Source organism: Mycetocola spongiae (genome assembly GCF_020424085.1).
Taxonomy (GTDB): Bacteria; Actinomycetota; Actinomycetes; order Actinomycetales; family Microbacteriaceae; genus Mycetocola; species Mycetocola spongiae.
Genome location: NZ_CP080203.1, coordinates 3,133,554 through 3,157,024, shown reverse-complemented (window position 1 = coordinate 3,157,024; position 23,471 = coordinate 3,133,554). Strand labels below are relative to the sequence as shown.

13 protein-coding genes, 2 tRNA genes and 1 other RNA gene are annotated in these 23,471 nt (G+C 67.0%); 4 read left to right on the top strand and 12 right to left on the bottom strand.

Annotated elements, in window-relative coordinates; translation table 11 throughout:
• Positions 1 to 10: 10 nt before the first annotated feature.
• From KXZ72_RS14485 to KXZ72_RS14460, 6 genes are all read right to left on the bottom strand, one after another.
• Positions 11 to 865 (bottom strand): ABC transporter permease, encoded by an 855-nt coding sequence (locus tag KXZ72_RS14485; protein ID WP_226081632.1) that lies wholly within the window; start codon positions 863 to 865, stop codon positions 11 to 13.
• Entirely contained in the window at positions 862 to 1,845 is a 984-nt protein-coding gene (locus tag KXZ72_RS14480; RefSeq protein ID WP_226081631.1) for an ATP-binding cassette domain-containing protein, read from the bottom strand. Before KXZ72_RS14480 ends, KXZ72_RS14485 begins: the two co-directional genes overlap by 4 nt.
• A 124-nt stretch (positions 1,846 to 1,969) precedes the next feature.
• A complete protein-coding gene (locus KXZ72_RS14475) occupies positions 1,970 to 2,341 on the bottom strand; it encodes a hypothetical protein (RefSeq protein ID WP_226081630.1) in 372 nt (123 codons plus the stop codon).
• Positions 2,342 to 2,363: 22 nt separating this feature from the next.
• Complete coding sequence (locus KXZ72_RS14470; protein ID WP_226081629.1) at positions 2,364 to 14,333, bottom strand: invasin domain 3-containing protein; 11,970 nt, start codon at positions 14,331 to 14,333, stop codon at positions 2,364 to 2,366.
• A gap of 434 nt (positions 14,334 to 14,767) precedes the next feature.
• Positions 14,768 to 14,843 (bottom strand) — tRNA-Lys (locus KXZ72_RS14465).
• A gap of 34 nt (positions 14,844 to 14,877) precedes the next feature.
• A tRNA-Lys gene (locus tag KXZ72_RS14460) sits at positions 14,878 to 14,950 on the bottom strand.
• Positions 14,951 to 15,055: 105 nt separating this feature from the next.
• On the opposite strand from KXZ72_RS14460, the gene KXZ72_RS14455 reads away from it, so the two are divergent.
• Genes KXZ72_RS14455 through KXZ72_RS14445 form a run of 3 tightly spaced genes read left to right on the top strand, consistent with a single transcriptional unit; the run spans position 15,056 to position 17,603 of the window.
• Positions 15,056 to 15,859, top strand: a complete 804-nt coding sequence (locus tag KXZ72_RS14455; protein ID WP_226081628.1) for an inositol monophosphatase family protein — start codon at positions 15,056 to 15,058, stop codon at positions 15,857 to 15,859.
• Positions 15,856 to 16,593: an alpha/beta hydrolase gene (locus KXZ72_RS14450; protein WP_226081627.1), complete on the top strand. Its 738-nt coding sequence runs from the start codon at positions 15,856 to 15,858 to the stop codon at positions 16,591 to 16,593. The genes KXZ72_RS14455 and KXZ72_RS14450 overlap by 4 nt, the downstream gene beginning before the upstream one ends.
• The gene (locus tag KXZ72_RS14445) at positions 16,593 to 17,603 is read left to right on the top strand and encodes an NAD(P)/FAD-dependent oxidoreductase (RefSeq protein WP_226081626.1); all 1,011 of its coding nucleotides are present in this window, start codon (positions 16,593 to 16,595) and stop codon (positions 17,601 to 17,603) included. The genes KXZ72_RS14450 and KXZ72_RS14445 overlap by 1 nt, the downstream gene beginning before the upstream one ends.
• On the opposite strand, the gene KXZ72_RS14440 is transcribed toward KXZ72_RS14445, so the two are convergent.
• Both KXZ72_RS14440 and ssrA read right to left on the bottom strand, forming a co-directional pair.
• Positions 17,600 to 17,911 (bottom strand): hypothetical protein, encoded by a 312-nt coding sequence (locus tag KXZ72_RS14440; protein ID WP_226081625.1) that lies wholly within the window; start codon positions 17,909 to 17,911, stop codon positions 17,600 to 17,602. The genes KXZ72_RS14445 and KXZ72_RS14440 overlap by 4 nt on opposite strands.
• A 68-nt stretch (positions 17,912 to 17,979) precedes the next feature.
• Positions 17,980 to 18,350: a transfer-messenger RNA gene (ssrA, locus tag KXZ72_RS14435) on the bottom strand.
• Between the two features lie 208 nt (positions 18,351 to 18,558).
• Between ssrA and KXZ72_RS14430 the strand changes: the two genes are divergently transcribed.
• Positions 18,559 to 20,172 (top strand): vWA domain-containing protein, encoded by a 1,614-nt coding sequence (locus tag KXZ72_RS14430; RefSeq protein ID WP_226081624.1) that lies wholly within the window; start codon positions 18,559 to 18,561, stop codon positions 20,170 to 20,172.
• Here the strand turns inward: KXZ72_RS14430 and KXZ72_RS14425 are convergent.
• The 4 genes from KXZ72_RS14425 to ftsE form a co-directional block, all read right to left on the bottom strand.
• Positions 20,169 to 20,912, bottom strand: coding sequence for a tyrosine-protein phosphatase (locus tag KXZ72_RS14425; protein WP_226081623.1), 744 nt, complete (start codon positions 20,910 to 20,912; stop codon positions 20,169 to 20,171). The two genes, KXZ72_RS14430 and KXZ72_RS14425, sit on opposite strands and share 4 nt — an antisense overlap.
• 54 nt (positions 20,913 to 20,966) lie before the next feature.
• Positions 20,967 to 21,443, bottom strand: a complete 477-nt coding sequence (gene smpB, locus KXZ72_RS14420) for an SsrA-binding protein SmpB (protein WP_226081622.1) — start codon at positions 21,441 to 21,443, stop codon at positions 20,967 to 20,969.
• Between the two features lie 89 nt (positions 21,444 to 21,532).
• Positions 21,533 to 22,453, bottom strand: coding sequence for a permease-like cell division protein FtsX (gene ftsX / locus KXZ72_RS14415; RefSeq protein ID WP_226081621.1), 921 nt, complete (start codon positions 22,451 to 22,453; stop codon positions 21,533 to 21,535).
• Positions 22,450 to 23,424 (bottom strand): cell division ATP-binding protein FtsE, encoded by a 975-nt coding sequence (ftsE, locus tag KXZ72_RS14410; RefSeq protein WP_226081620.1) that lies wholly within the window; start codon positions 23,422 to 23,424, stop codon positions 22,450 to 22,452. Before ftsE ends, ftsX begins: the two co-directional genes overlap by 4 nt.
• Between the last annotated feature and the right edge of the window lie 47 nt (positions 23,425 to 23,471).

Below are 23,471 nucleotides of genomic sequence, written 5' to 3'. Positions count from 1 at the left end.
TCCTGGCGGATTAGGCGCGGCGCATATAGGCGCGCACGGTGAGCGGGGCGAAGATCGCGACGATCACCGCGGAGCCCAGCAGCGGCCAGAAGACCTCGCCGGTCACGGCTCCGGTGTTGAGAATATCGCGCACCGAGGTGACCAGGTGGGAGACCGGGTTGATATTCACAAACGTCTGTAGCCAACCGGGCATCGTATCCACGGGAACAAATGCGTTGGAGAGGAACGTGAGCGGGAAGAGCACAATCATCGAGATACCCTGCACGCTCGAGGCCGAGCGGGCGATCACGCCGAAGAACGCAAAGATCCAGCTGATGGCCCAGGCACAGACAATCACCAGCAGCGCGGCCCCGATCACGGCGAGGATGCCGCCCGCGGGGCGGAAGCCCATGATGTAACCCATCACAAACGTCAGGGTCGTCGCGATGGTATAGCGCACGGTATCGGCGAGGAGCGCGCCGGAGAGCGGCGCGATCCGGGCGATCGGGAGCGAACGGAAGCGGTCAAAAACGCCCTTATCCATGTCCTCGCGCAGCTGGGTTCCGGTGACCACCGAGGTGGTGATCACGGTCTGCACCAGGATGCCGGGGATGATCACGGGCAGATAGCTCGCAATATCCCCCGCGATGGCCCCGCCAAAAATATACGTGAACATCAGGGTGAAGATGATCGGTTGCAGCGTGACATCAAAGAGCTGCTCGGGGGTGCGCTTAATCTTCAGCAGGCCCCGATAGGCCATCGTGAAGGAGTGGCGCAGGGTCTCGGAGAGCGTGACCCGGTTCCGCAGGACGCGATCGCGCCCCGGGGTGATCCTATTGAGCAGCGGCGAACGATCGGCGGTGGTTTCGGTACTGAGGCTGGTCATGCTGCTGCTCCTTCGCTCTCCGGGGTCTCGCTCGCGGCGTCGTGCCCGGTAATGGCCAGGAACACATCGTCCAGGCTCGGTTTTTGGACGCTGAACTCGTCCAGGTGGATGCCCTCGGCGCGCAGCTCGATCAGCAGATCGGTGACCCGATCGGGATGCGCGAGGGGCACCGTGATCCGCGCGGCCTCGGGTGAGGCGGTACCGGCCACACCCAGCACGCGGCCCGCGGTGGCGAGGGCATCCTCGCGGCGGGAGTCATCGCTCAGGCGCAGCAGCAGCGAGGAATTGCCCACCGCGGATTTCAGTTCATCGCCCGTGCCCTCGGCCACCACCCGGCCGCGGTCGATCACGGCGATGCGGTCGGCGAGCTGATCGGCCTCGTCCAGGTACTGCGTGGTGAGCAGCACGGTGGAGCCGCCCGCCACGAGGCGGCGGATGGTCTCCCACATCTGGGCGCGGGTGCGCGGATCCAGGCCCGTGGTGGGCTCGTCCAGGAAGATCAGCGGGGGCTGCGAGATGAGGCTCGCGGCGAGATCGAGGCGGCGGCGCATTCCGCCGGAGAAGTTTTTCAGGGGCCGTTTGGCCGCCTCGGTCAGGCCAAACTCCTCCAGCAGATCGGCGGCCTTGCGCCGGGATTCGGCGCGGCCCAGGCCCAGCAGGCGGGAGAAGAGGAAGAGATTTTCGGTCGCGGAGAGGCCCTCATCCACGGAGGCGTATTGCCCGGTCACGCCGATGAGCTGGCGCACGATCTGCGCCTCCTTGCCCACGTCATGCCCAAAAATGCGGGCGCTGCCGGCATCGGGACGCAGGAGCGTGGCGAGCATGGAAATCACGGTGGTCTTGCCGGCGCCATTGGGGCCGAGGACGCCGTAGACGCTGCCGGTGGCAACGCGCAGATCGACCCCGTCCACGGCGCGGTTGGTGCCAAATGTTTTCACCAGGCCGTCGGCCTCCACGGCCCAGGGGGAGTGTGTATTCACGAGTGTGTGTCCTTTCAGAAGCTACGGGACACAGTCTGCACGGGGGCACTTACACGGCGCTGACGCGCACTCTCCCCCGTGACAGCGGGGCGGGCGGGGGAGGCACCCGCCCCGCACCCGTGCGCTATTCCAGCCGCACGAGGTTATAGATCACCAGGTGGCGATCATCCTGTTGGGTGAGCACCAGGGTCGCGTTGATCCGATCATCCGAGAGCGAATACGTGGTGCCCGTGGCGGTCTCGTTTTCCCCGAGGAGGCGATAGCCCGCATCGGTTAGGCGCTGCACCGCCGCGCGCTGGGCCTCCTCGTCCTCCACCTGCACCGAGAAGGACCAGTTATTATCCGCGGCGGTGACCGCATTGGAGACCTCGCCGGGGGCCAGCTGGAATCCCGCGGGCAGGCCCTCGGGCAGGCCCGGGGCCGGGCCGCTGCACCCCGTGAGGGCGAGGCCGGCGGCGAGGATCAGGGCCGCCGCCGTGGTTCGAAATCCGGTCATTTTTCCCTCCGGGATCTGTGGATTAATGGTCGAGTGTGACATCATTTTCCCTCTTCTTGCGGCGCAGGATCAGCAGCCATCCGCCCACGAGCAGCAGCAGCGCGCCGAGCCCGAGGGGCAGGATTGCGCTGGCTCCCGTGAGCGAGAGGCCCGGTCCGGTGATGATCGGGGCCGGGGCCCTGACCTCAAAGGTCGCGGATACGGCACCGCTGAAGGAGCCGGTGAGCGTGACGCGGTGGATTCCGGGCTCAAAATCGCTCGGGATCCGCACCTCGAAGATCACGTTGCCCTCGGCATCGGCCATGCGGGTGCCCAGCGCAATCGGATCGGATTGCAGCAGGCCCGAGACCTCCTCTCCCGGCTGGAAGTGGTGGCCAAAGGCGCGCTGCACGTCTCCCGCGGTGAGCGGATCGGATTCCAGGTCGAGCGTGATGAGGCCCACCCGGACGCTGGCCCGCTCGGAGACATCACCATCGGCATCGGTGGCCGTGAGGAAGATCACGGCACCCGGCTCCTGGCGGGGGCTCAGCTGCGCGGTGAAGCGGCAGTCCTCCCCGGCGGTGGTCACCCCGATCACGCGCCCGGCGGCATCATAAACGGTCACCGTGCTGCCCGGCTCGGAGCATCCCGAGACCGAGGAGCCCGCGGTGGGTTCGGGCACGGGCGGGGCCGGCGGGGTGGCGTCGAGGAAGATAATCTCCGCCGTGACTGCCGCGCGCACGCCCTGAACCACGGGGGTCACCACGGCGGTTCCCGGGGTCAGCGAGCGCACCTGCCCGCGATACTCGCCCTCGGCGATATGGACCATCTCCCCCGGGGTGCCCAGCGTGGTGCTGAGTGCCACGGGAACCACCGCGGTCGCGGGGTTATTAAAGCCGTCCCGCAGTTGCACGGTCACGGTGCTCGCCTCGATCCCATCCGCGCGGATCGGGCCGGTCGCCTCGATCAGGGTATGCGCGGGATCGGCGGGGCCGGAGACAAAGGCGGCGTTGGCATTGCCGCGCACCGGGATCTCCAGGTCACCAAATTGGCCGGTCACCGGTTTTAGACCGGCGAGGGTTGAGGTGATGATGGCCCGATAGGTGCCCGCCGTGGCCGTCTCGGTCACCGCGCCAATTGCGCCGTCGCCGAGAGCAGCCTCGGTACGGGCACTCAGCGTGGTAATCCCGCCCACGGGGTTTCCATAGCGGTCACTCAGCGTGATCGTGATCGGGTGCGAACCCGTTCCCACGGTGGCCGGTCCGCCGGGCACGCTCAGGCCCGAGCCCGCGGCCCCGAGGTCCACGGCCTCCGCGCCAAAGAGCGCATCGGCATTGCCCGCGGCGCGCAGCACCGAGGCCCCGAAGGTCACGCCGATCGGCTTGCTGCCCGCGCTGGTTGAGGTGACCTGGGCGCTATAGGTTCCCGCGATATCCGTCTCGGTGAAGGCTGAAATCTCGCCGTCCCCGAGCGTCGCAACCGAGGTGCCGCGCAGGCCCGCGGCCTGGCCGGCCACGGGGTTGCCCGCGGCATCGGCCAGGGTCACGGTGATCGGGTGTCCGGCCCCGCCCACGGGTACGCTGCCGGTGCCCACCATGAATCCCGAGGACCCGTGGGTGGGGTCCACTCCCCCGGCGATAAACGTCGCGGTGGCATTGCCCAGCGCGGTCAGGGCCTCGCCCGCGAGCGTCACGGTCACGGGCTTTTCCCCCGCCAGCGAGGAGGTGATAGTGGCGGAATAGGTTCCGGCGGTGGTGGTCTCCACGGGTGCGGTGATTCCACCGGTGCCCAGCGCCGCCGCTGTTGCGGCGAGCAGGCTCGGGGCTTGACCGGGCACGGCATTGCCAAATTCATCGCGCAGGGTGATGGTCACGGCATGCGAGCCCGCGGCCACCGAGGCCTCGCCCGCGGAGACCTCAAAGCCGGTGCCCGCGGCGGTGAGATCCACGTCCGCGGCGATAAACACCGCCTCGGTATTGGCTCCCCCGCTGAGCGCCACATCATCCAGGCTCACGGTGATCGGTTTGGCCCCGGAACGCGTGGAGGTGACCGTGGCGGTATAGGTACCGGGCACGCTGCCCGCCACAAATCCGCTGATCACTCCGCCGCCCAGATCCGCGGAGCTGGCCGCGGCGAGCGCCACGGCAAAGCCGGATACGGGGTTGCCAAACTCATCGCTCAGCGTCGCGGTGACGGTATGTCCCCCCGAGCCCACGACCCGGTCCCCGGTGGTCACCAGATAACCGGTGCCCTCCGCCCCGGGATCCACGGCCGCGGCAATGAAGGTCGCGATATCGTTGCCCGCAACCTCCACCGCGGAGGCCCCGCAGCGCACGGTGATGGTTTTTTCGCCCGCGCTGGTCGAGCCGACCTGCGCGGTATAGGTCCCGGCCACCGCGGTCTCGGTGAAGCCCGAGACGGAGCCCGCACCCAGGTCCTGAGCGCTCACGGCGCTCAGGCAGTCGGCCTGGCCGGGCACGGCGTTGCCGGCGGCATCGGCGAGGATCGCGGTGATCTCGTGGGTGCCCACCCCCACCACGCGCGTGCCCTCGCCGACATAGAAGCGGGTGTTTTCGTTGCCGAGGTCCACGCCGCCCGCGGTAAAGATCGCGATGTTATTTCCGGAGGCGGTGAGCTCGGTGCTCTCGAACGTGGCCGCCACCGTCTTGGGGCCGCTGATCGAGGAGGTGATGCTCGCCGTATAGGTGCCCGCGGTGGGTGTCTCGCTAAATCCCGAGATCTCCCCGTCGCCCAGCGGCTGCTCGCTCGCGGCGGCAATTCGGGTGGCCTGTCCCGGTACCGGGTTGCCATAGCCATCCACCAACCGCACGGTGATCAGGTGTGATCCATCGGTCACGGAGGCGTCCCCGGTGGACACGCTAAACGCGCTGCCCTCGCCGTTGGGCACAACCTCGCCCGCGGCAAATACGGCATTGGTATTGCCCGTGGCGCTCAGCGCTGCGCCGTCCCAGGTCGCCGTGATCGGCTTGCTGCCGCTCACGGTTGAGCCGATGCTGGCGGTATAGACGCCCGCGCTGCCGCCCTCGGTGATCGCCCCGATCTCGCCCTCGCCCAGGCTCGCGGTGGTGTTCACGGCGAGGTCGGCGGCGGCACCGGAGACGGCATTGCCCAGCGCATCGCGCAGCACGATCGTGACCGTATGGGTTTCCAGCCCCACCACGCGTTCCCCGGTGGAGACGATAAAGCCCGTTCCCGGGTTTTCGGGGCTGACAGCACCCGCAACGAAGACGGCCCCGGTATTGCCCTCGGCGTTGAGTTCCGTGGCGCCAAAGCGCACGGTCACGGTTTTGGTGCCGGCCACGGCGGAGCTAATCGTGGCGGTATAGGTGCCCGCGGTAGTGGTCTCGGTGAAGCCCGAGATCACGCCGGTACCCAGCGCGTCCAGGGTCTGCGCGGTCAGGCCCGCGGACTGCCCCGCCACCGGGTTCCCGCCGGAATCGGCGAGCAGCGCGGTGATGGTATGGCTGCCGGTGCCGACCACCGCGTTGCCCGTGCTGACCGCATAGGATGTCGCGGCGTTTCCGGGATTCACTCCCCCGGCGATAAAGACCGCCGCGGTATTACCGCGCGCCGTGAGGGCCGTGCCGTCGAGCGTCGCGGAGATGGGTTTGCTTCCCGCGAGCGAGGAGGTGACCTCAGCGATATAGGTGCCCGGCACGGCGCTCTCGGTGATATTAGCGATCTCGCCATCGCCCAGATCGGCGCTTGTGGTGGCCGCGATATCGGCCGCGAGCCCCGGTACCGGGTTGCCCAGTGCATCCGCCACGGTGACCGTGATCAGATGGGTTCCGCCGGCAATGGAGGCGCTCCCGGTGCTCACGCTGAATCCGGTTCCGGCATTGCCCGGGGCGGGATCGCCCGCGATAAACCGGGCGAGGGTATTGCCCGAGGCCTCGAGGCCCTGGCCATCGCTGGTCACCGTGATCGGCTTTTCGCCCGAGCGCGTGGAGGTGACCGTCGCGGTATAGGTGCCCGCGGTGGTGGTCTCGCTAAAGCCCGAGATCGATCCGGTGCCCAGGTCGGCCTCGCTCAGGGCCACGAGGCTCGCGGCGATTCCGGGGACCGGGTTGCCCAGGGCATCGGCCAGGGTGACCGTGATGGTATGGGAGCCGGCTCCGGCCACGGCCTCCCCGGTGGAGACGTGATAGCCGGTGTCCTCGCCGTCGGGGTCCACCCCGGCGGCGATAAATACGGCGCTGCCGTTTCCGGAGACCGTGAGTGCGGTGGTGTCCAGGTTTACGCTCACGGCCTTGCTACCGGCGAGGGTTGAGCCGATGGTCGCGGTATAGGTACCCGCGGTGGTGCCGGGGCTAAATCCCGAGATGACGCCCGCGCCGAGATCCTCCGCCTCGGCGGAGAGCCGGGCCGCATGGCCGGGGGCCGGGTTACCAAATCCATCCGCGAGGGTCACGGTGATGAGATGACTTCCGGTGCCTACCACGGCATTTCCGGTGGATACGCTATAGCGGGTTCCGTCCTGGCCGGGGTCCACGGCCGCGGCCAGGAAGAGCGCGGCAGCGTTTCCGTCGGCGGTCAGCGGCCGCGAGCCGGAGGTCACCTGAATCGGCTTGCTGCCCGCGCTGGTGGAACTCACGCTTGCGGTATAGCTTCCCGGGGTGGCCGCGACGGGGGTGAAGGCCGTGATCGATCCGCTGCCGAGGCCCGCCGTGGTGGTGGCCAGCAGGGTGCCCGCGGCCCCCGAGACCGGGTTGCCCGCGGCATCGGCCAGGGTCACGGTGATCGTATGGGTTCCGCTGCCCACCACCACACCATCGGTGGAGACGGCGAAGCCGGTGGCCGCGTTTCCGGGGTCCACCGAGCCGGCGATAAACTCCGCCACGGTATTGGCTGTGGTGGCCAGGTCCACCCCGTCATAACCGACGGTGATGGTTTTATCCCCGGCCAGGGAGGAGCCGATGCTGGCGGTATAGGTTCCGGGGTCCTCCGCGGATTCGGTGAAGGAGGAGATGATGCCATCGCCGATGTCCTGGGCGCTGATCGCGAGCAGCCCCGCGGCGGCACCCGAGACGGGGTTGCCATAGGCATCACCGAGGGTCACGGTCACGGTGTGTTCCCCCGTGCCCACGATCTCCTGGCCCGCGGATACCCGATAGGTGCTGAGCGCATCGGCGGGGTCCACGGCGGCCGCGATGAAGCTCGCAATCGTATTGCCATCGGCGCTAATCGGGTCATCGTGGGTGGTGACGGTGATGGTTTTTTCCCCCGCGAGCGTTGAGCCGATCGTGGCTGTATACGTGCCCGGTTCCGTCTCGGACTCGCTGAACTCACCGATCTCGCCCGAGCCGAGGCCCGGGGTACTGAGTGCCTCCAGCGTGGAGTCCATGCCGGTCACGGCATTCCCGGCCGCGTCCACGAGGCTCACGGTCACGGTGTGTTCCCCCTCGCCCACAACCCGGTCGCCCGTGGAGACCCGATAGTGAGTGCCCTCCGCGGAGGTATCGGGCTCACCGGCGATAAACGTGGCGATGCCGTTTCCGCGCAGTTCCAGATCGCCCGCGTCATAGGTCACGGTCACGGCCTTGCCGCCGGAAATGGAGGAGGTGATAAGCGCGCTATAGCGTCCCGCGGTGGTGGTCTCGGTGAAGCCCGAGATGCCGCCGCCGCCAAGCGCATCCTCGGTGTCCGCGGCGAGCCGCGCGGATTCCCCCGAGACGGGGTTACCCAGCGCATCGCTCAGGGTTGCGGTCACGGTATGCGAGCCGCCCTCGACCGAGGCGCTGCCGCCCGAGACGGAATAGCCGGTGCCGAGGGCCCCGGGGTCCACATTCCCGGCACTAAATACGGCCAGTCGGTTTCCGTCGGCTGCCAGTGCGCTGCCGCCGAAGGTCACCGAGATGGTTTTGGAGCCCGCGCTGCTGGAGGTCACGCTGGCCCGATAGCTGCCCGGGGCGCCGTCCTCAATAAAGCTCGTGATGGAGCCGGTTCCGAGCCCGCCGGCGGCGGTGGCGAGCAGGCCCGCGGCCTGTCCCGAAACGGGGTTTCCGGCCGCATCCGCGAGGGTTGTGGTGATCATATGGCTTCCGGTTCCCGCGGGAACCGTGTCCGTGGATACGGTGAACCGGGAGGAACCCGGTGCCACGCCGCCCGCGATGAAGCTCGCGTCCGCGTTTCCGCGCGACGTCACGGGGTCCGCACCCAGGGTCACGGTGATCGGTTTGATCCCGGCGAGGCTTGAGGTGACCGTGGCGGTGAAGGTGCCGGCGGTGGCCGAGGCCGTAAATCCGGAGATCACTCCCGTTCCCAGGCCGGCCGCGGTCGCGGCGGCCAGGTTCGCGGCGGGAACGGCCACGGGGTTGCCAAATTCATCGGCCAGGGTCACCGTCACGGTATGCGATCCGCCGGCCACGGAGGCCGTGCCGGTGGACACCCGATAGCCGGAGCCCACCCCGGTGAGATCCACATCGGCGGCGATAAAGCGCGCGATGCCGTTTCCGTTCAGGGTCACCGGGGCCGCACCAAAGCGCACCGTGATGGTCTTGGAGCCGGCGAGCGTGGAGGTGATCCGCGCCTGATAGGTTCCCGGGGTCTGCGCGGACTCGGTGAACGCGGAGATCTCGCCGCCGCCCAGCGCCTGGGCGCTTATGGCGGATAGGCCCTGGGCCTGACCGCGCACCGGATTGCCGGTGCTATCGGCGAGCGTCACGCTCACCGTGTGCTCCCCGGATCCCACGGTTGCGGTGCCCGTGGATACCCGATAGCGGGTCGCGTCGTTTCCGGGGTCCACTCCCCCGGCAATAAAGTCGGCATCGGTATTGTCCTTGCCGCTTATGCTCAGCCCGCCGAAGGTCGCGGTGATCGCCTTAATTCCGGCAACCGAGGAGGTCACGGTGGCAAGATAAAGCCCCGGCTCGGATTCCACGAAGGCACCGATGCCGCCCGATCCGAGGGGGTCCACGGTCGCTGCCAGCACCGCGCCCGCCTGCCCGGTTACCGGGTTATCAAACGCATCGCGCAGGGTGATACTCACGGAGTGTGGCACCCCGGATACCGAGACGCTGCCGCCCGAGACGGTATAAAAGCTGCCGTTTTCCAGGTCCACGGCGCCCGCCCGGAAGCGGGCCTCGGCATTACCGGTGGCCGCAAGATCCGTGGTGTCCAGGCTCACCGCGATGGTGGTGGTTCCGGCCACGGTGGAGCCCACCGTGGCGCGATAGAGTCCGGGCGAGATCTCGGTGATGGCGGACAGGGTCACGCCCGTGGAGGGGGTGGCGGTGGCGGCCAGATCGGCGGCACGATCGCTCACCGGGTTGCCAAAACCATCGCGCAGGGTGATGTCCACGCTATGGGTTCCGGTTCCCACGGTCTGGGTGCCCGAGGACACCTCAAAGCCGCTCGCGCCGGGGTCCACGGCGGCGGGGATAAACCGGGCCGTATCGTTGCCCTCGGCGAGCACGGTCAGCCGATCGGCACCAAATACGGTGCGGATCGGCTTATCCCCGGCCAGCGTGGAGGTCACGCTCGCGGTATAGGTACCGATGGTATCGGTCTCGCTAAACGCCGAGATTGCCCCGCCGCCGAGGTCCGCGCTGGTCGTGGAGAGGATTCCCGCGGCCTGGTCCGGGACGGGGTTTCCGAGGGAATCGGACAGGGTCACGGTGATCGTATGGGTTCCGTCGGATACGGTCTGGTCTCCGCCGGTGACCGTGAAGCGGGTGCCGATATTATCCACGTCCACGCTGCTCGCGATAAACGCGGCCACCGTATTGCCCCCCGCGGTGATTTCCGCACCGGCCAGGGTGGCCTCGATGGTTTTATCTCCCGAGATTGAGGAGGATACGGTGGCCAGATAGGTGCCGGGTCGCTCGCCCTCGGTGAAGGCCGAGATCTCCCCGGTTCCGAGGTCCTCGGCGCTGATCGCGGCGAGATCCGCGGCGCGCCCACTCACGGGGTTGCCATAGCGATCGGCGAGGGTCACGGTCACGCCGTGGGTGCCCTCACCCGCGGTGACCTCGCCGCCCGAGACGACCATCCGGGAGCCCGTATTTTCCAGGTCCGCGGCGGCGGCGATAAAGCGCGCGGTGGCATTGCCGTCCACGGTGATCGCGGCCACGCCGAGGCGGGTGGTGAGCACCTTATCCCCGGCCCGCTGAGAGGTGATGGTGGCGGTATAGGTTCCGGCGGTCGCCGTCTCGGTGAAGCCGGTGATGCTTCCCCCGCCGAGCGCGCCCGGGGTGGTCGCGACCAGGCTGGCGGCCTGGCCCGAGACGGGGTTGCCAAACGCATCCGCGAGGGTCACCGTGATGCTGTGGCTTCCGCTACCCACGGTCTGCTCCCCCGTGCTCACCCGCACGCGGGTTCCGGGGTTGCCCAGGTCCGGGGCGCCGGCCGCGAAGAGGGCACTCACGGAGCCAATCTCCAGGGCGCCATCAAAGAGCACGGTTATCTCGTGTGCACCCGCGGAGGTCGAGCGCACCAGCGCCCGATAGACGCCGGGTGTTCCGGTCTCGGCGAGCGCGCTCACGATCACGGCCCCGGAGGCGTTATCGGCCACGCGGGTGGAGAGGCGGGAGGCCACACCGGTCACCGGGTTGCCCAGCGCATCGGCGAGCGTCACGGTGATCTGATGGGCGGCCGTTCCATCGGCGGGACGGGCATTATTATCGTCGATGATGACCCCGGAGCGGCCCTCGCCGATCTCGGGTATTCCGGCAATAAACACCGCGTTGCGGTTTCCGCCCTCGAGCAGGCCCAGCGAGTTTTCCGTGCCGGCGTCATCGCGCAGCGACACCGCTACCGCGACGGTCTGGGCCACGGTGGAGGTGAGCGTGGCCGTATATTCCCCGAGGGTCTCGGTCGCGCTAAACCCGCTCAGCACGGTTCCGGCGGCGGGGACAACACTTCCGCTCAGCGCGTCTACCCAGCCCGCCGCGGGATGTCCGGCCCCGTCGGTGAGGTTCACGGTCACGGTATGGGTGGCCACACCATCGGCGATCACGGAGCCGCCGCTCACGGTGAAATTGGTTCCGGGATTGGCGATATCAATCGGGGCGCGCTTAAACGTGACGCTCTGCGGAGACCCCGAGATGGTCTCGGTCCCGTTCACGCGCGCCGTTACCGAATAGCTGCCGGGAATCTCGCTGACCAGGTGCAGGCGGGCCTCGCCGCCCTCCACGGTCAGGATCGTGGCGGTGGCCTCGGGCCCGCCGATCACGTCATCCTCGGTACCGGGAATACCGTCCGGGCCGGGCCAGGTTGTATTCTCCGGGATGCCAAAGGTCACCGCAGCATTGCTCACGGCGGCGCCGTCGGCGTTTTCCACGTGGGCGCGAAGCACGTTATTCTCGAGGCCGTTGGCGAGCTGCCCGTTGGTCTCCACGGAGAGGGTGGCCGCGGTGGCGATGGGACGATCATTATCGGTCACGGTCACGGGGACCGGGCGCAGAATGAGCCCGTTAAACTCGGGGTCCTCGGAGGTCACGGTGAGGTTGAGGGTGGCCGCGCGGGTGCCGTCCACCACGAGGTTATCTATCGCCTGCACCGGGACGTCCACAAAGCGGTCGATGGTATCCAGGGTGGGTTCGGTCGCGCTCAGATTTTCGTGGGTGGGTAGCGCACGCAGGATTCCCGCCGCCGTCTGCTCGGGCACGGGGATGGGCAGCGTGGCATCGGGCACCAGGCCCGACCACTGCTGGCCCAGGATGACCGGCGCCGTGGGCGCCTTGGTGACCCGGCCCGCCGGGTCCACCGAGAGGTTGGATACGCGGAAGCTGGCCGTCTCGGTGCCGGGCTCGGCCACGGTGATCGCGAGCGGATCGGGTCCCGTGATTCCCAACGGGGAGTTATAGAGCACCGAGTGGTCGATATCCGGTCCGGCGATGCCGGTGGTCTCGGCGATATCGGAGAACCCGGCGAAGTTAATCGGGGCCGCGGTGGTATTGGCGGGGTCCACATTGCTGACCCCCGCGGCGTTGCTGAAGGCGCCCGCGGGAATCATGGGCACGATGGTTCCGGTCCCGTTCGCCCGGGTCACCAGGGTCCAGCTATTCAGGGAGATCGGGGTCAGGGAGACCACCTGCTGGCCGGGTGCGGTGCCGGTGAAAACGATGTCCTCGGCGGTCAGCGCGTTGCTGCCCACCGGCTCGGAGGCGCGAATCTCAAAGCTCACATCGCGGAATGAGGTGGGATCCTCCTGCGTGGAGGAGAGGGTACCGGCCTCGTTAAACCAGCCTCCCTGTTTAATCCAGGCCTGCGGCGCACAGCTGGAGAGCCCGGTGGCGGACACCACGCGCGAATACTGCGAGGTATTGCCGGTGGCCACCTCGGTGGTCTGCAGGCGCACGACGTTTTGATCACCCGTGCCGGTATAGGGCAGGCCGAAGGTTGCGGGGAGGGCCGCCTGGGTGGTGCTGATCCGGCCCACATACTGTTCCAGGCCCTCGCCGTCTCCCCCGGCGAATGCCCCGCGACCCAGGAATACGTCCACATAGATGTCCTGGGTGGGGATGGCATTGCCCCCGGTGCCGGGGGGAGCCACGGCGATATCGATGCGGCAGGCCTGCGCCGGCTCGCTGATCACGGTGGCGGCGGTGGGGAATACGGTGCGGATGCGCCCATTGGCGGCGTTATAGATTCCGTTTGAATTGGTCAGTGTATTCTCGTTGGCCGCCGTGACGATTCCGCCGACCCGGGTCATGATATTGCGATAGATCGGATTGGTTTTGGCGGTCACCGACTGATTACTGATCTGCACGGCGGAGTAGCCGCCCACCACCGAGTTATTAAAGATGCGCACACCATCGCTGCTATTGGCGGTGGTGGAGCCGTTAACGCGCACCCAGGAGGAGTTCACGCTGCTGCTCTGGGTCCCGGGGCCGTCATAAATAAACGTGTTATCACGCACCGTGGTGGTGGTCGGGCCGAGGTTATTCAGATAGATCGGGTTATTGCTGCGGTTCACCGTGGCGGTGAAGGTATTGCCGCGGATCATCATGTTATTCCAGGTGCCGCCGGTGAAGTCGATCACATTGGAGTTTCCGCCATCGGCACCCCAGGCGCGCACGGTGTTATTGGTGATGAGAATATTCTGGCCGGAGACCGCGGTATTCCAGTTGCGCACAAAATAGTTGTATACGGGGTCATAGCCGCCGCCGTTCACCGGCTGATCCCAGCTGCTGCGGTCCACGGTGAGGCCGTCGATGATCAGATCACCGTTGCGTGCGGGGGCGAGCAGGATCGCGTCCCAGTAGTTGCGCTGGAAATGGACGTTTTGGATCAGGGTGTTTTTGGCGCCCTCCACGATCACGATGCCGCGCTCCAGCGCATAATTTGAGGGCAGGGCCGGGGTGGTTGCGGGGTTGGCCACCTGACCGTTAATCACGGAGAAGTTTTCGGCGGTGGCGCCCACATAGATGCCACCCTCGGCGCTGGTGAGCTTGGTGAAGTTGCGGAACGTCTGGTTTTTTCCGGTGAACAGCAGCACGTTATATCCGGAGTCGGTCACGATCGACCACCCGAGCCGGTTCTGGAAGTCCAGCGTCACGTTATCGTGCTGTACCCAATAGCGGGAATTGGTATCGCCGTCGATCGCGGCGTTAATGCCGGCATCGTTCACCATGCTGCGCGACATCTCGGGCACCTGGGGGGCGGGGTTATTGGTGGTATTCCAGTTCAGCTGGATTTCCGCGGAGGCCGCGTAGGTTCCGTTGACGAGGCGGATCTGCGGGGCCGGCGCGATCAGGACGCTCGCGTCGGCGGGCAGAGCATTGGCCTCCTGGATTGCGGCATAGAGCGTACAGGTGGGCACGGCCGGGGTACCCGCGCTGAAGCGGGTTGCGCAGACCCCGTCGCCGGGGGTTGCATCGGCCACATCGCGCGCATCATCCACGTAGAAGGTATGACTATATCCGTTATCCGGCATCGCGGCCGCGGCCGCGTTGAGCGTGGCGATCGCGGTGAGCCCGGAGAGGGCCAGCGCGGAGGCCAGCAGGAGGGTGAGGAATTTTTTTCCGGACCCGGATGCGGGTTGTGTCATGTCTGTGGTGCCTTTCGCCCGGGCGGGTTTGTCTCCTCCGGCCCGGGATCTACCGCGGATACCCGCCACGGCCGGAGGGTCACCGGTGTGGCGGGTGCACTAATACTCGGGTATACCGGGTGCGGTGGTATACCTCGTGCGGGGCAGGGATGGATGCGCACTAACCCCGGATCTTCGCCGGGCCCGCAGGGGCCCGGATAATCGCTATCTGGCTTTCCCCCGGCAAAAACACGGAGGGCGCGGCCCGGGCGGCGCTATGTCGGCTGCGGTGTCATCGATATCCCCCCGGTCACCCGCGCAAGTTAGCTAACGAGTGTTATCTCTGATCTCGATCCTAATCGAGTTTTCGGAAATATCAGTAACCCAAACGGGGGCCAGGCCCGGTTTGATATCAAAAAGACACAAAAAAAGGCCCCCGGAAAACCGGGGGCCGTTGGTGCACCCCCTCGGACTTGAACCGAGAACCCACTGATTAAGAGTCAGTTGCTCTGCCGATTGAGCTAGAGGTGCAAATTATTCAGTTATGCGCGGCCGAGGCACGCGGTGCACCCCCTCGGACTTGAACCGAGAACCCACTGATTAAGAGTCAGTTGCTCTGCCGATTGAGCTAGAGGTGCGTGTTGAACCCGTGTGGGCCGAACAAAACACTAGATTACCCTCGTACCGGGTCCGGGCGCCAATTCGGCACGCCGGGTGGGCGTGGCGCGCGCTATCCTGGACCCATGACCGCTCAGACGCTGCCCTCCCCCGCCGAGGATCTGGCCCTCGCCCACCGCCTCGCCGATGCCGCCGATGCCATCTCGCTTGAGCGCTTCCGGGCCGGCGATCTGCATGTATCCACCAAGCCCGACCGCACCCATGTCACCGATGCCGACCTGGCCGTGGAGCGTGCCCTGCGCGAGATCCTCGCCCGCGAGCGCCCCGGAGACGGCATTCTCGGTGAGGAATACGGCACCGAGGGTGCCACCTCCCGGCAGTGGATCCTGGACCCCATCGACGGCACCGCCAATTTCCTGCGCGGCGTACCCAATTGGGCCACCCTGATCTCCCTCGCGGAGAACGGCGTTCCGCGCGTGGGTGTGGCCAGCGCACCGGCCTTCCGCAAGCGCTGGTTTGCGGCCCCGGGCGAGGGCGCCTGGCTGAGTGAGGACGGCCTGCCCCCGCGCCGGCTGCGCGTCTCCGGCGTCTCCTCCCTCGCCGATGCCTCGCTCAGTTTTCAGTCCATCGGCCAGTGGCGCGATGCCGGCTATCTGCCGCAGCTGCTCTCGCTCGCCGAGGATGTCTGGCGCGATCGCGCCTATGGCGATATGTGGTCCTATGGGCTCCTCGCCGAGGGCCTGATCGATATTGTGGCCGAGTTCGACGTGAAGGAATACGATATCGCGCCGTTTGTGGCCATCGTCACCGAGGCCGGGGGCCGCTTCACCGCGGTGGACGGCAGCGAGACCATCTCCGGGCGCAGCGCCCTCGCCACCAATGGCGCGCTGCACGAGGCCGTGCTCTCCCGCCTGGGCCACGGCGCATGAGGATCGCCCGCAATACCCTGATCTGGGTGGCCTGCCTGGTGGTGCTGCTCCTGGTGGGTGCCGCCGTCTGGATTAATATTCGCTTCTCCGGCGAGCGCGAGGCCGCGCTGCACGCCTGGAATAACGAGGCTCTGAGCATCGAGGTCATCGATACCGGCATCCTGATGCTGCCCGCGAAGACTCCCACCGAGCCCACCGGCCTGGTCTTTATCCCCGGGGCCAAGGTGGACCCCTATGGCTATATGGATAAGCTCTCCGGCATCGTGGAGGCCGGGCATCCCGTGCTCATCTCCTTCCCCACGCTGGGCCTGGCCATCGTGGATGCCACCCCGCTGGATTCCCTGATCGCCCCCGCCCCGTCCGGGATCTCCTGGGCCGTGGGCGGGCACTCCCTCGGCGGCGTCCGCGCCTGCCAGATCGCCGATACCGGTCAGGCCGCGGGCCTCGTGCTCTTTGGCAGCTATTGCGTCAACGATCTCTCCGCGGCCACCCTGCCCGTGCTCTCGCTTGCCGCCGAAAACGACGGCCTGAGCACGGCCACCAAGATCGCCGACGCGGCACATAACCTGCCCGCGGATACCGAGTTTCTGGTGCTGGAGGGCGCCAATCACGCGGGCTTCGGTGATTATGGCGCCCAGCCCGGCGATGGCTCCTCCACGCTCTCCGATCCGCAGCTGCGCGCACTGATCGGAGAGAACGTTTCGCGTTTCCTCTCCACGCTGCCGGCCCCGTAGTGATCGCTTCCCCCTCCGCGGCCCCCGCCACCGTCCTGATTGTGGGGGCCGGAATCATCGGCGCGGCCCTGGCCTATCGGCTCGCCGCGGCCGGTGCCCGCGTGAGCGTGCTGGATTCCGGCTCGGCGGGGCACGGCGCCACGCGGCACTCCTTTGGCTGGATCGGCCGCTCCCCCGAGGGCGATACCCCGCATGCGGATCTGCGCGCGCGGGGCAGCGAGGAATGGGATGTACTGGCCCGCGAGGTTCCGGGCCTGATCGTGGAGCGCTCGGGCGCGCTGGTCTGGGGAGAGTATTTTTCCCGGCCCGGGGCAAGGCCGGAGCCCACCGCCTCCCTGCACGAACCCGCCCTGCTCAACCCGCCCGCGCGGGCCGAGCATCGCGCGGGCGATGGTTCGGTGGATCCGCTGCGCGCCACAGAGGCGCTGCTGGCCGCCGCGCGCGGCCACGGTGCCCGGGTTCTGCCGGGCACCCCGGTGACCCGGGTATTGCGGGACGCGGCGGGTGTGGCCCGCGGGGTCGAGGCCCACGGGAAACCGCTCTACGCCGATACCGTGATCATCGCCGCGGGTACCGGCTCCCCCGCGCTCTGCGCCACCGCGGGCGTGGAAATGAACCTGACACCCGCCCCCGCCGTGATGGTGCGCCTGAACGCCCCACCAGGCCTGCTGCGCGGCATCATCGCGTGTGACGAGGCCGAGGCGCGGCAGTATCCCGATGGCACGGTGCTGATGCCGCGGGATTATGAGGGGGAAATCGACGCGGCCGACCTCGAACGCAGCGGCCGGGCCGCCGCCGAGTATTTCCGCTCCGCGTTGCGCGGCGCGGACCACACACAATGGCTGGACACCACGATCGGCTGGCGGCCGATGCCCGCGGGGGGCGAACCCTATCTGGGCTTTTCCAGCACCCCGGGACTCTATCTTGCGGTGGCCCATCCGGGCATCATGCTCGCCCCGGCAATCGCGCTGCGGGCCGTGGCCGATATCCTCGGCACGCGGGCCAGCTAGCGCGCCTCAGGCCCCGGAAGCGCGCGCAGTTTTCCGGGCAAAAACGGCAGGAGCGGCGCCCGGTATTCCAGGACCGCGGGGGCATCCGCGGTGATGATGATGCTCGCGGCGCCATATTTCCAGAGGCGATTAAACAGGTATACCCCCACGCGCGCCGGGCGCTCCGCGGGAAGCATCCAGGTGCCCACGCCCCATTGTGCGGGCTGGCCGCGGCCGCCAAAAACCACGGTGGGGCGCGGGGCCCAGCGCGGCCTCGGGGCGCGCAGATGAAGTTCAATTCGCTGGGGTTCCCGGCCGGTGCTGGTCATCGACCCAGCCTAGCGCGCGGGGACCCCCGCAGAAACCGTCACTCAACCGGTGTGCAATACGTGGCCAGTGGTGGAGATGCGGGGAATTGAACCCCGGTCCACTGCTGTAATTCTGCGCCTTCTACGGGCGTAGCCTATGAAAACGTTTTCTCGGCCCCGATCTTTACCACAGGCAGTTAGATCGACAGGCCCAGCCAGAGTTTAAGTCCCGCGTACCGCCCAGGCGTCAGTACACAGCAAGTCCCCTAAATGGCGCCAGGGTCCGGGGCGGAGACACACCCGGTCTGACGGACTATCGGGCCCGCCTAGGCGGCGAGGGCGAAGTCAGTGCGCTTTGAATTGGCACTTATTGTTTTTACAGAGAGCGTTTACGAGATAACTCTGCATCCTCGGCCCGCTTCTCGCAGTTTTGCAGGCAGTGTCGAAACCGATCATCCCCCTGCTCATTCCGCAGAATGGGCCACATATTGCACACCGTGTTGAGTTAGGAACCGGGAAAACCCGGGCAAGCCGGGAAACCCGGCGAAGTTCCACTATAGCCCATATCGACGCCACCCGGGAGGGAGTTTCCGGACAGTCCCGCCAAAACTTCGGACAATACTGCCGGAAAATCCGGGCGCGGCGGCCGCGCTGTTAGCGTACAAAATATGCATCGTGATCCGTTATCGGCTCCCGCGGGGAGCACCCCGCCCACGCGCCGCTCGCGGCGCACCCTCCGGCTGACGCTCGCGGCCCGGCGGCGCCTACTCACGGTGACCCTGATTGCCACCGTCGCCGCGGCCGGCGTGACCGGCGTGGTTCTTTTTGGTGTTTTTTCCCCGGCCGATCCCGTGCCCGAGGCCGGCGCCGCGGGCGCCTCCCCCGGCTGCGCGGTGCTCTCCGAGCCCGTGGGCGTGATCGCCCCGGCCGGTGCCCATACCCTGTTGCGGGAGGCGGCCGAGCATCGCTGCATCGATCTGACCCTGCATCGGCCCGCGGGCCTGTCCGAGCTGGGGGCCCAGCTGGGATCGGGTATCGCGCAGGGCTGGGTCGCGGAATCCACCGAGCAGGCCGGGGCGCTGGGAGTGGAGCCTGGCCGCGCCGCGGAACTCGCGATCAGCCCGATTGTTTTTAGCGCCCCTCCCGCGGTGGCCCCGCTACTCGCGGGCTCCGAGTGGATCGGCGTGCTGGCCGCGGGTCTGCCCGAGGGCGTGGCCGTGAGCCTGCCCGCGTCCGCCGAGTCCGGGGTGGCCGCCCAGGTGGCCGCCCAGATCGCGCGGGTCGCCGGCGCCCCGGAGGGGGCGGGCACCGCCGAGCTGGGTGCCATATTGGAGCGCCTGGTCTCCTCTCCCGATTCCGCCGTGACCATCACCGTGGATGAGCTCCACGCGCTCGAGCGCGCGGACGTCACGATTCCCCCGGGTGGGCTCGCCTCGCTGGACTATTCCTCCCTGGTGCTGGCCCCGGCCTCCCCCACGCAGGCCGCCCTCCTGGACACCCTCTTTACGGAGGCGCGCGATACCCCCGCCCCGCGCCTGGAGGAGCTGGGCCTGCTGCCCGCCGGCAGCACCTCCTATGCCGATACGCCGCTCCTGCCGCGCGTGGAGGCCGCGAGCTATTTTGCGGTCAGCGCGCTGGTGGACCCCGATATGTTGGCCGCGAACCTCCTGATTCTCCTGGATGTCAGCGGGTCGATGGGCGAACGGGCCGAGGGCCAGATGTCCGGGGTTGAGGCGATGCGCGCCTCGATCGACGTGGTGGCCACCACGATGCCCGATAACCTGTTTGTGGAGTGGCGTCAGTTTGGCTATCGCATCGGCGGCGACAGCGATATGGTCACGATGTCCTCCGGCCTGCTGCGGGATAGCCGCGAGGAGCTGCGCGCGGGTTCCGATAAGCTCACCGCCCAGCCGGTGGGGACGCCGCTATATCAGGCCGTGGTGGATGGCGTCGCGGATGCCCGCCTCCTGGGAGATACCACGCATGCGCCGGTCCTGGTGGTGGTCACCGATGGCCGCGACGAGTTTGCGCCGGACCGGATCAACCTGCCGGATGCGCTGGCCACCCTCGCCGAGACCGCCGATCCGCTGCGCCCCGTGCAGACCCTGTTTTTGGGGTTTGGTGATGCCGATCTCTCCGAGATGGAGCAGGTGGTCGCGGTGACCGGCGGTCACGCCTGGAAGATCAACGGACCGGAGGAGCTCGCCGGCACGATCCTGCGCTCGATCACCTGGCTCGGTTCCGAGCAGCTGCACGCGAGCGCCCGCGCGGCCCTCGGCTAGGCCGCGGGCTCCACCAGGACGCCGCGCAGGCGCTCGCGATCCTCCGCGCCAAAACCGATGCCGTCCAGATAGGCGTCCAGGCCTCCCTCGGCGGCGAGGATGCCCGAGAGCGCCCCCTGCAGCGCCGAGCGCGGGCTCGCGCTCATGAGCGCGATCAGCTGCGGGGTTACCGCGATGCCGTGCGCGGCCGCGGCGGCCGTCATCTTCTCCACCCAGGGCCCCGCGAGGTTGGCGGCGGTGGCCGCATAATCGTCCAGGACCAGGTCCAGGGGAACGCCCGCGGTCAATAAAACAAGGGCACTCACCACGCCCGTGCGGTCCTTACCGGCGGTGCAGTGCACCACGGCGGGCGCGGCCTCCGCGGCGGCGATCTCGCGCAGTACCGTGGCCACCACGGATCCGTGGGTGGTCAAAATATCCGCGTACATGCCGTCGAGGCTGGATCCGGGGGCAGCCTGGGCGTCCAGCGAACCCTGGAAGAGCGGGTTGCGGCGCACGGTGACGTCCAGCCCGGCAAGATCATCGGGCATCAGGTTGACCTCGGTGTCATCGCGCAGGTCGATGACCGTGCGAATCCCCAGCCCGCGCAACGCCTCGCGGCCGGCCTCACCGAGGTGCGCGAGGCCATCCGAGCGATAGACCACTCCGAGCCGGGTGCGGCGGCCATCAACGGTGGGATAGCCGCCGAGGTCACGAAAATTGGCGGTGCCGGGAACGGGGAGGGCGTGGGAGACAGTCATAGCTGCCATAATCGCAGGCCCACCCGAGAATCCCGGGCACCGCGCCGAAATCCGCTAGTCGCCGAGTCGGTTGCGCATTGCCATGGCGCGCGAGGCCTCGCGCTTATCCTGGCGTTCGCGCAGCGTCTGGCGCTTATCGTATTCCTTTTTACCCTTGGCGATTGCGATCTCCACCTTGGCGTTGCCATTGCTGAAGTAGATCTTCAGCGGGATGATCGTATAGCCGCCGGGGGCCACCTTATGGCTGATCTTATTAATCTCCTGGCGGTGCAGGAGCAGCTTGCGCTTGCGCCGGGCCGAATGATTATTCCAGCTGCCCTGGAAATACTCGGGGATATGAACGGCGTCAAGCCAGATCTCGCCACCCTCGATAAAGGCATAGCCGTCCACCAGTGAGGCGCGCCCCATCCGCAGCGATTTCACCTCGGTACCGGAGAGCACCATTCCCGCCTCGAAGGTCTCCTCGATGAGATAATCGTGGCGCGCCTTGCGATTGGTGGCTACAACCTTTTCACCACGTTCCTTGGGCACGGGTCTGTCTCCTTAATAAATACTTGGGCTGCCCGGCACTAACCGGACAGCCCTTTAGTATATCGGTTTGGCCGGGGCCAAATAACCGGCTACGCCTTGAGGTAGCGCCTGATTGCGAAGTTGGCCGAGAGCGCCGCGAGGATCATTCCGATCAGGATCAGCACGGGAACAACCAGCAGCGCATCGCCCACCCCGACCAGGTTGGACATCGCGGCCGGGACGTTATCGCGCAGATAGCCCTGCACAAAGAAGTGCACTATTCCCACCACGGCGCCGCCCGCGAGCAGCGATCCGATAAACGCGGAGAACACACCCTCCAGGATAAACGGGGTTTGAATGAACCTATTGGAGGCACCCACGAGTCTCATGATCGTGATTTCCCGGCGCCGCGAATAGGCCGAGAGTCGAATCGTGGTGGCGATCAGCAGCACGGCCGCCACGAGCATCAGGCCGGCGATGCCGATCGCGGTATAGGAGGCCACATTCAGGATGTTAAAGATCACGTCCAGGTATTTACGCTGATCGGTGACCTCCTCCACGCCGGGGACACTCGAGAATGCCTCGCCGATCACGTCGGATTGCGCGGGGTTTTTGAGGTTTACCCAGAACGTCTCCTGGAGCTGGTCCGGGGTCACAAACTGGGCGATCTCGTTTCCGGCGAATTTCTCCTGGAAACGCGTGAACGCGTCGTCCTTGCTCTCAAAATAATACTTATCGATGAGCGGGCTGAGCGCTGCGGATTTGAGGGTATTTTCCACGGCCTCGCGCTGATCATCGGTGGCCCCTCCCGCGGCACAGGAGGCCGCGAGGGAATTATCGGGGCACAGATAGATGGCCACCTGGGCGCGGTCGTACCAGTAGCCCTTCATCTGCGTGATCTGCATCTGCATAAGCGCCGCGGCGCCCACAAAGGTCAGCGAGATGAACGTTACGAGGATGACCGAGACCACCATCGACAGGTTGCGGCGCAGTCCGGTGAAGACCTCGGACCAGATCAGGGAGACTCTCATTTAACCGGTCCTACGTTCTGCTCGTCTTCGGTGCCGTCGCCGTCGCGGCCGCGCAGGCCCAGGCTCTGGGCCAGGCCCAGGTGATCGCCAAGATCGGCGGTCGGGTTGACCACGGGAAGCGAGGTGGTGGCGGGCTGGGCGACGTCGGATTCGCGGTGTTCCGCGGGCACCACGGGATGCGAGCGGGTGAGTTCCTCGGCCTCGTGGGCGGCCTCGGCCACCTCGGAGGCGGCTGCCTGCGCGGATTCGCCGCGGGCCATCTGCGGGCGTAGTTCGGGGATGATTCCGGTATCACCGTAGCCACCCGAGCGCTCATCGCGCACGATCCGGCCGTCCACCAATTCGATCACGCGGCGCTGCATTTTATCCACGATGCCGGCCTCATGCGTGGCCATGACCACGGTGGTGCCGCCGGCGTTAATGCGCTCGAGCAGCTTCATGATGCCCGCGCTGGTGGCGGGGTCGAGGTTTCCGGTGGGCTCATCGGCCAGCAGAACCGGGGGCTTATTCACCACGGCGCGGGCGATGGCCACGCGCTGCTGCTCACCACCGGAGAGTTCGTGGGGGTAGCGGTCGGCCTTGGTTTCCAGGCCCACCATTTTGAGGACGTCGGGGACGGCCTCCTGCACAAATCCGCGGGATTTGCCGATGACCTGGAGCGAGAACGCGACGTTCTGGAATACGGTCTTATTCGGCAGCAGGCGGAAGTCCTGGAAGACCACACCAAGCTGGCGGCGGAAATAGGGGACCTTGCGGTTGGAAATCGACCCGAGGTCGTTTCCGAGCACGTGAATGGTGCCCTCGGTGGGCCGCTCCTCCTTGAGGATCAGCTGCAGGCAGGTCGATTTTCCCGAGCCCGAGGCGCCGACGAGAAAAACAAATTCTCCACGATCAACCTCGAGGTCGATGCCATCGATCGCGGGACGCTTGGTCCCGGGATATTTTTTGGTGACGTTCTCATACCGAATCATGACGCTTCGAGCCTATGCACGATCCGCCGCAATTCACGACTAGACAC